Genomic DNA, 6,040 nt, shown 5'->3' with positions numbered 1-6,040 from the left:
GAGAGACCCCTCACCCGACCTGCTTCGCAGGCCACCCTCTCCCGCAAGGGGAGAGGGGTCAGGCGGCTGCGCTTTCGCGGGGATTTTACGGAGGAGGGGTGGCTGGCCGGGAGTTCTCTCTCCAGACCTACTCGCTCGGCAGCCCCGCACCCGCGGCGTTGATCCAGCCGACGATGTCGCCGATGACTTTCGCGTTGGCCTGGTCGAAGGCGGCGACGATGGCGCCGACGCGGTTGTCGGCGGCTTTCACCCTGGCTTCGAACAGCTGGTCGCCGACCAGGGCGCGGTCGCCGGTGCGGTTGATGACGCCGCGCACCTGGACGACGATTTCGGGCGGGGCCTTGGGGCCGTTCACATAGGCGGCCTCGAAGGCGCGGACCTCGAGCCTGACCACCATCTGGGCCTTGGCCACTTCGCCGCGGCCGATCAGGCGGGCGCGGCCGGGATCGGCGTCGAAGGCCCGGGCGATCGCCTCGTCGAACTGCACGCTGGCCGGGGCGATCCAGCGGGCGTCGGCGACATAGGCCGCCTCGCCGCCGGGACTGGTGGTCAGGATGCGGTCGCCGGCCGAGGGGCGGGTGAAGACCGTGGGGGCCTTGAGCACGCCGAACATCGCGCCGGGCGGGCCCTTGGCCGCCGCCGGGGGCGTGGTTCCGAAGCGGTACATGCCGGACGGCTTGGCCTTGGGGAACACGCTGATGCAGGCCGAGAGGCTGAGCGCCAGGCCGAGGGCCGCCGCGCCGGCGACCAGGGTCTTGATCCGGAATGCGCTCACGGCTTGATCTCCACTTCCTTGGCCGGGGCCTTGCCCACCAGGCCGCGCGGGTTCTGCTCCACCTCGCCGACCAGGCGGTCGAGCGACTCGGCGGCCGACTGCAGGGTGACGATGGCCGAGGACAGCTGCGGCAGGCCGGTGGAGGCGAAGTCGCTGGTCGGGCCTTCCAGGTTGCTGACCATGGTCCGCACGTCCTTGGCGGCCGCCTTGATCTCGTCGGCCGCCGCGCCGAGGTCCTTGATCGCCTTGCGGCCGTCGCCGTCGACCACGCCCTGGGTCGAGCGCGACAGGTTGGCGATCTCCTGGGCCGTCGTGTCGATGCTCTGCAGCGCCTTCTGGGCGTCGGCGATGATTTCCTTGCGCTCACGCAGTTCGGCGGTGACCGACTGGACGTCGGACAGGCTGGCGCTGAAGGTCTTGATGTTGCGGTCGGAGAGCACGCGGTTGACGCGGTCCAGGGCCTCGATCGTGCGGGTCAGCACCGTGCCGCCGCCTTCCAGCAGGTCGGAGAGGGCGCTGCGCTGGCTGCGGATGATCGGGATGTCGCCCTTCTTGACCGTTTCCTTCAAGAGAGGCTTGGTCGAGGTGCCGGCGGTCAGCTGGATGTAGTTGACGCCGGTGATGCCCTGCGGCTCCAGCGTGGCGTAGCTGTCGACGCGCACCGGCACGTCGGAGGTCAGGCGGGTGTGGGCGATGACGCGGTTGGGATCGGCCTTGTCGAGCTCGATCTTGGTGACCTCGCCGACCTTGATGCCGTTGAAGTGCACCTCGCCGCCTTCCGACAGGCCGCGCACCGCCCCGACGAACAGCACGTCGTAGAGGTCGTAGTCCTTGTTGAACTGCAGCTTGGCCAGCCAGACCACGAACACCACCAGACCCATGAACAGGATCAGGCAGGCCGCGCCGACGAGGGCGTAGTTGGCGTTTCTTTCCATCAGCGGCTCCTCGCCGTAGCGCCTTTCCCGGCCGCGCGTCCGCGCGGGCCGAGGAAGTATTCCTGAATCCAGGGGTGGTCGGAGTGTTCCAGCTCCTCGACGGGGGCCTGGGCGATCACCTGCTTGTCGGCCAGGACGGCGACGCGGTCGGTGATGGCGTAGAGGCTGTCGAGGTCGTGGGTGATCATGAAGACGGTCAGGTCGAGGCTGTCGGACAGGTCCTTGATCAGCTCGTCGAAGGCCGCCGCCCCGATTGGGTCGAGGCCGGCGGTGGGCTCGTCGAGGAACAGCAGTTCGGGATCGAGCGCCAGGGCCCGGGCGAGGCCCGCGCGCTTGCGCATGCCGCCCGACAGCTCGGCCGGTTTCAGCGAGCCGGCGCGGGCGGGCAGGCCGGTCAGGGCGATCTTCAGGTCGGCCAGTTCGAGGATCTCGCTCTTGGGCAGGCGGGTGTGCTCGAACAGCGGAGCGGCGACGTTCTCGCGCACGGTCAGGTTCGAGAACAGCGCGCCCTGCTGGAACAGCACGCCCCAGCGGCGCTCCAGCGCCGTCCATTTGCGGCGCGAGGCCTCCTGCATGTCCTCGCCGAACAGGCGGATGACGCCGCCGTCGGGGACCTTCAGGCCGATGATGCTGTTGAGCAGCACCGACTTGCCGGTGCCCGAGCCGCCGACCACGCCCAGCACCTCGCCGCGCTCGACGGTGAGGTCGAGGTTGTCGTGCACGGTGTTGTCGCCGAAGCGCGAGACCAGGCCGTCGACCTGGATCGGCGGGGCGGCTTCCTCGGGCTTGGCCGCGACGGAAGGGGCGGCGGTCATATGTCGAGCTCCATGTAGAGCAGGGCGAAGACCGCATCGATCAGGATGATGGCGAAGATGGCGTGGACCACGGCGGCGGTGACCCGGCGGCCCAGCGACTCGACGTCGTTGCCGACCTCCATGCCCTGGCGGCAGCCGATGGCGGCGATGACCATGGCCATGACCGGGGCCTTGGACATGCCGATCCAGAAGTGGGTGGCGCCGACATAGTCGGTCATCCGCTGCAGGAAGAAGCTGGGCGAGAGGTCGAGCACCACCCAGACCACGACGATGCCGCCGGCCATACCGGCGAGCGTGGCCACGAAGGTCAAGAGCGGGATGGTCAGCAGCAGGGCCGCGAAGCGGGGCAGGACCAGGGCCTCGTAGGGATCGACGCCGATCACCTGCATGGCGTCGATCTCCTGGTTCATCTTCATCGAGCCGATCTCGGCCGCGAAGCTGGAGGCCGAGCGGCCGGCCAGGAGGATGGCGGTGATCAGGATGTTGAACTCGCGCAGCACCGACACGCCGATCAGCTCGACGCTGAACACCTGGGCGCCGAAGTCGGTCAGGAGGTTGGCGCCCAGCAGGGCGACGACCGCGCCGATGAAGAAGGTGGTGGTGGCCACGATCGGCATGGCGTCCAGGCCCGCGCGCTCGGACAGGGCCACGATCGGGGCCCAGCGGATCTTGCGCGGATTGACGACGCAGCGGCCCAGGGCGGTCAGCAGGTGGCCCAGGAACACCAGCGTGCCGTAGCCGTCGTGCAGCAGGTCGAACAGGCCGCGGCCGATGCGGTCGAGCAGGGCGACGAAGCCGTGCAGGCGGTTGTCGGGCGGGCACTCGACCTGGATGGCGTCGCCGACCAGTTCCAGCAGGCGCAGGGTCTGCTTGCGGGCCTTGATGTTGCCGGCCGTCAGGCGGCCGTCGGCGGCGCGGATGATGGCGTAGGCCCCGGCCGTGTCGCAGCGGCTCATGCCGGTCAGGTCGAGGTGGAACTGGTCCGAACCCTTCATCGCCTCGGCGAGGCGCAGGCCCGCGTCGGCCATGCCGCGCGCCGTCCAGTCCCCGGACAGGACGACCGACTTGCCGTCGTCCTTGTCTTCCAGGGTGAATTCCGCCCGTACGCCCATATACCGCGCTGATCCCTAGGTTGCTGACTCAGCCTAACAGGGACTGCGCCGCCGGCTCAAACGCGTCAAGGCGCAGCTTGTTGCGTCGTAATCGTGGCGCGGCCCGGATGATCGGTCTTGCGGGTTTATGCGGCGCCGCCGCAATGGCGCCGTCAAACCGCGTTAATTCGCTGTACGGTTCGTAGCGCCGAAGCGGCGCGCGGCATAGAAGGGGCCGCATGGAATTCGGTACGTTTAGCCGTCGCGGCGCGCTCGGCGCGTTGTCTCTCGGAGCTCTGGTCGCCATGCTCCCCCGTCTTGCCGCAGCGCAAACCGACACGGGATCGGCCGGCGAGCCGTTCTCGCCGGACATCCTGCGCGACATGGCCCAGGCCCTGACCAAAAAGCCCTACCGCGCCCCGGCCACGGGCGGGAGCAAGGGCCTGGCCGGCCTGTCCTACGACGACTATTTCCGCATCCGCTTCCGGGCCGAGCACGCCCTGTGGGCCGATCGCCAGCCGCCGTTCCGCGCAGAGTTCTTCCCGCCGGCCTATCTCTATCCGCGCGTCTTCCCGATCCATGAGGTCGAGGACGGGGTGGCGCGGCCGGTGCCGTTCGACCCGGAGATGTTCGACGTGCCCGGCGAGCACGCCGGCGCGGCCAAGGCCATAGGCGGCTTCTCGGGCCTGCGCCTGCTGTGGCCGCTGAACCGGGCCGACAAGCTGGACGAGATCGCCGTCTTCCAGGGCGCGAGCTATTTCCGCAGCCTGGGCCGCGACCAGTTCTACGGCCTGTCCTCGCGGGGCCTCGCCATCGGCGCCGGCGAGCCCAACGAGGAGTTCCCCAGCTTCGAGCGCTTCTGGCTGGAGCGGCCGGCCGACGACGCCGAGACCGTCACCGTCCACGCCCTGATGGACAGCCCCAGCTGCACGGGCGCCTACAGTTTCCTGATCCGGCCGGGCCAGTCGGTGGTGTTCGACGTCACCGCCACGATCTTCCCGCGCGTGCGGATGACCAAGATGGGCGTGGCCGCCCAGAGCAGCATGTTCCTGTTCAACGTGTCGGACGGGCCGCGCGGCGACGACTTCCGCACCGCCGTGCACGACAGCGACGGCTTGGCCATGCTGACCGGGACCGGCGAGCAGATCTGGCGGCCGCTGACCAATCCGACCGCCCACCGCCTGTCGTACTTCCAGGACGAAAACCCCAAGGGCTTCGGCCTCGTGCAGCGCGCCCGGCGGCTTGAGGACTACGGGGATCTGGAGGCCCGCTACGACCTGCGCCCCAGCCTGTGGGTCGAACCGCTCGGCGCCTGGGGCAAGGGCGCGGTGGTGCTGGCGGAGCTCGCCACCCGCAAGGAGAGCGACGACAACATCGCCGTCTTCTGGCGGCCGGACGCCCCGTGGGAGGCCGGCTCGCGCGTCGATCTCTCCTACCGCCTGCACTGGGGCGGCGAGCGGCGGGGCGACGGCGAGGCCAGGGTGGTGCGCACCCGCACCGGGGCCGACGCCCAGGCGGGCCTGCGGATGTTCACCATCGACCTTTCCGGGCCGATGCTGGCCGACGGGCTGGACGGGGTGAAGCTGCAGATCGAGGCCAAGGGCGGCCAGACCACCTGGAGCAACATCACCCCCTATCCGCGCGAGGCCACGGTGCGGGCCGCCTTCGGCCTGAAGCCGACGGCCAGCCAGGCCGAGCTCAGCCTGCGGCTGGTGCGCGGCGACACCCCGATCTCGGAGACCTGGCGCTACCTCTGGATGGCGTGAGCGCCGGCCCGAGAACTGGCCGGAAAAGCGACCTTCCGCCACACCCCGCGCAAGCTTTAACGGCTCGACAGGCGGTCAATTGCCGATGGTCGGCCCGGGTTTCAATCTTGGTTAATGAATTGCCGTCACGGCTCTCCTGACCAGGATTTTCAGTGACTCGGGGTGACGGCATGAGCGCGCAGAACCAGCTCGACCAGCGCATGAGCTTCATGCGCTTCGACCACAAGGACCGCGCGGCCCTGCGCGCGGCCAAGCCGCTGATCGACGCCGAGATCAACGGGGCGCTCGACGCCTTCTACAGCCAGGTCCGGGCCTTCCCCGAGACCCGCAAGATGTTCTCCAACGAGGCGCACATCGGCAGCGCCCAGACCCGTCAGTCCTCGCACTGGCGCCGCCTGGCGACCGCCGAATACGGCGCCGACTACCAGCAGGACGTCGCCCGCATCGGCAAGGCCCACGCCGTCATCGGCCTGGAGCCGCGCTGGTACATCGGCGGCTACGCCCTGGTGGCCGAGAAGCTGATCCGCGCCATGGTCGAAAAGCGCGCCAAGGGCCTGTTCGCCAGCGCCAAGAACGACGCCGAGCTGGCCGACGGCCTGGTGGCCCTGAACAAGGCCGTCATGCTCGACATGGACCTGGCCATCTCGACCTATCTGGA

General features: G+C 69.4%; 6 protein-coding genes. 2 read left to right on the top strand and 4 right to left on the bottom strand.

What is annotated here, in order from left to right:
* Positions 1–127: 127 nt before the first annotated feature.
* From DMC18_RS18065 to DMC18_RS18050, 4 genes are read right to left on the bottom strand one after another with little or no spacing between them, the layout of a single operon-like run.
* Complete coding sequence (locus tag DMC18_RS18065; RefSeq protein ID WP_233245317.1) at positions 128–775, bottom strand: ABC-type transport auxiliary lipoprotein family protein; 648 nt, start codon at positions 773–775, stop codon at positions 128–130.
* Positions 772–1,710, bottom strand: coding sequence for an MlaD family protein (locus tag DMC18_RS18060; protein ID WP_110121203.1), 939 nt, complete (start codon positions 1,708–1,710; stop codon positions 772–774). The genes DMC18_RS18065 and DMC18_RS18060 overlap by 4 nt, the downstream gene beginning before the upstream one ends.
* Positions 1,710–2,525, bottom strand: a complete 816-nt coding sequence (locus DMC18_RS18055) for an ABC transporter ATP-binding protein (RefSeq protein WP_110121204.1) — start codon at positions 2,523–2,525, stop codon at positions 1,710–1,712. The genes DMC18_RS18060 and DMC18_RS18055 overlap by 1 nt, the downstream gene beginning before the upstream one ends.
* The gene (locus tag DMC18_RS18050) at positions 2,522–3,637 is read right to left on the bottom strand and encodes an ABC transporter permease (RefSeq protein WP_110121205.1); all 1,116 of its coding nucleotides are present in this window, start codon (positions 3,635–3,637) and stop codon (positions 2,522–2,524) included. The genes DMC18_RS18055 and DMC18_RS18050 overlap by 4 nt, the downstream gene beginning before the upstream one ends.
* A 284-nt stretch (positions 3,638–3,921) precedes the next feature.
* Here DMC18_RS18050 and DMC18_RS18045 point away from each other — a divergent pair, with 284 nt between their 5' ends.
* Positions 3,922–5,382, top strand: coding sequence for a glucan biosynthesis protein G (locus DMC18_RS18045; RefSeq protein WP_233245318.1), 1,461 nt, complete (start codon positions 3,922–3,924; stop codon positions 5,380–5,382).
* Positions 5,383–5,552: 170 nt separating this feature from the next.
* Positions 5,553–6,040 (top strand): protoglobin domain-containing protein (locus tag DMC18_RS18040; protein ID WP_233248210.1); only part of this gene is annotated, 488 nt, incomplete at its 3' end.

Source organism: Caulobacter sp. D5, assembly GCF_003185805.1.
Taxonomy (GTDB): Bacteria; Pseudomonadota; Alphaproteobacteria; order Caulobacterales; family Caulobacteraceae; genus Caulobacter.
The sequence above is the reverse complement of the archived record's forward strand: the minus strand, read 5'-3'. Positions and strand labels throughout refer to the sequence as shown.

Bases quoted from the DNA above. Each gene is read 5' to 3' on its own strand.
- DMC18_RS18060 (WP_110121203.1), bottom strand. From the start codon at position 1,710: ATGGAAAGAAACGCCAACTACGCCCTCGTCGGCGCGGCCTGCCTGATC.
- DMC18_RS18055 (WP_110121204.1), bottom strand. From the start codon at position 2,525: ATGACCGCCGCCCCTTCCGTCGCGGCCAAGCCCGAGGAAGCCGCCCCG.
- DMC18_RS18050 (WP_110121205.1), bottom strand. From the start codon at position 3,637: ATGGGCGTACGGGCGGAATTCACCCTGGAAGACAAGGACGACGGCAAG.
- DMC18_RS18045 (WP_233245318.1), top strand. From the start codon at position 3,922: ATGCTCCCCCGTCTTGCCGCAGCGCAAACCGACACGGGATCGGCCGGC.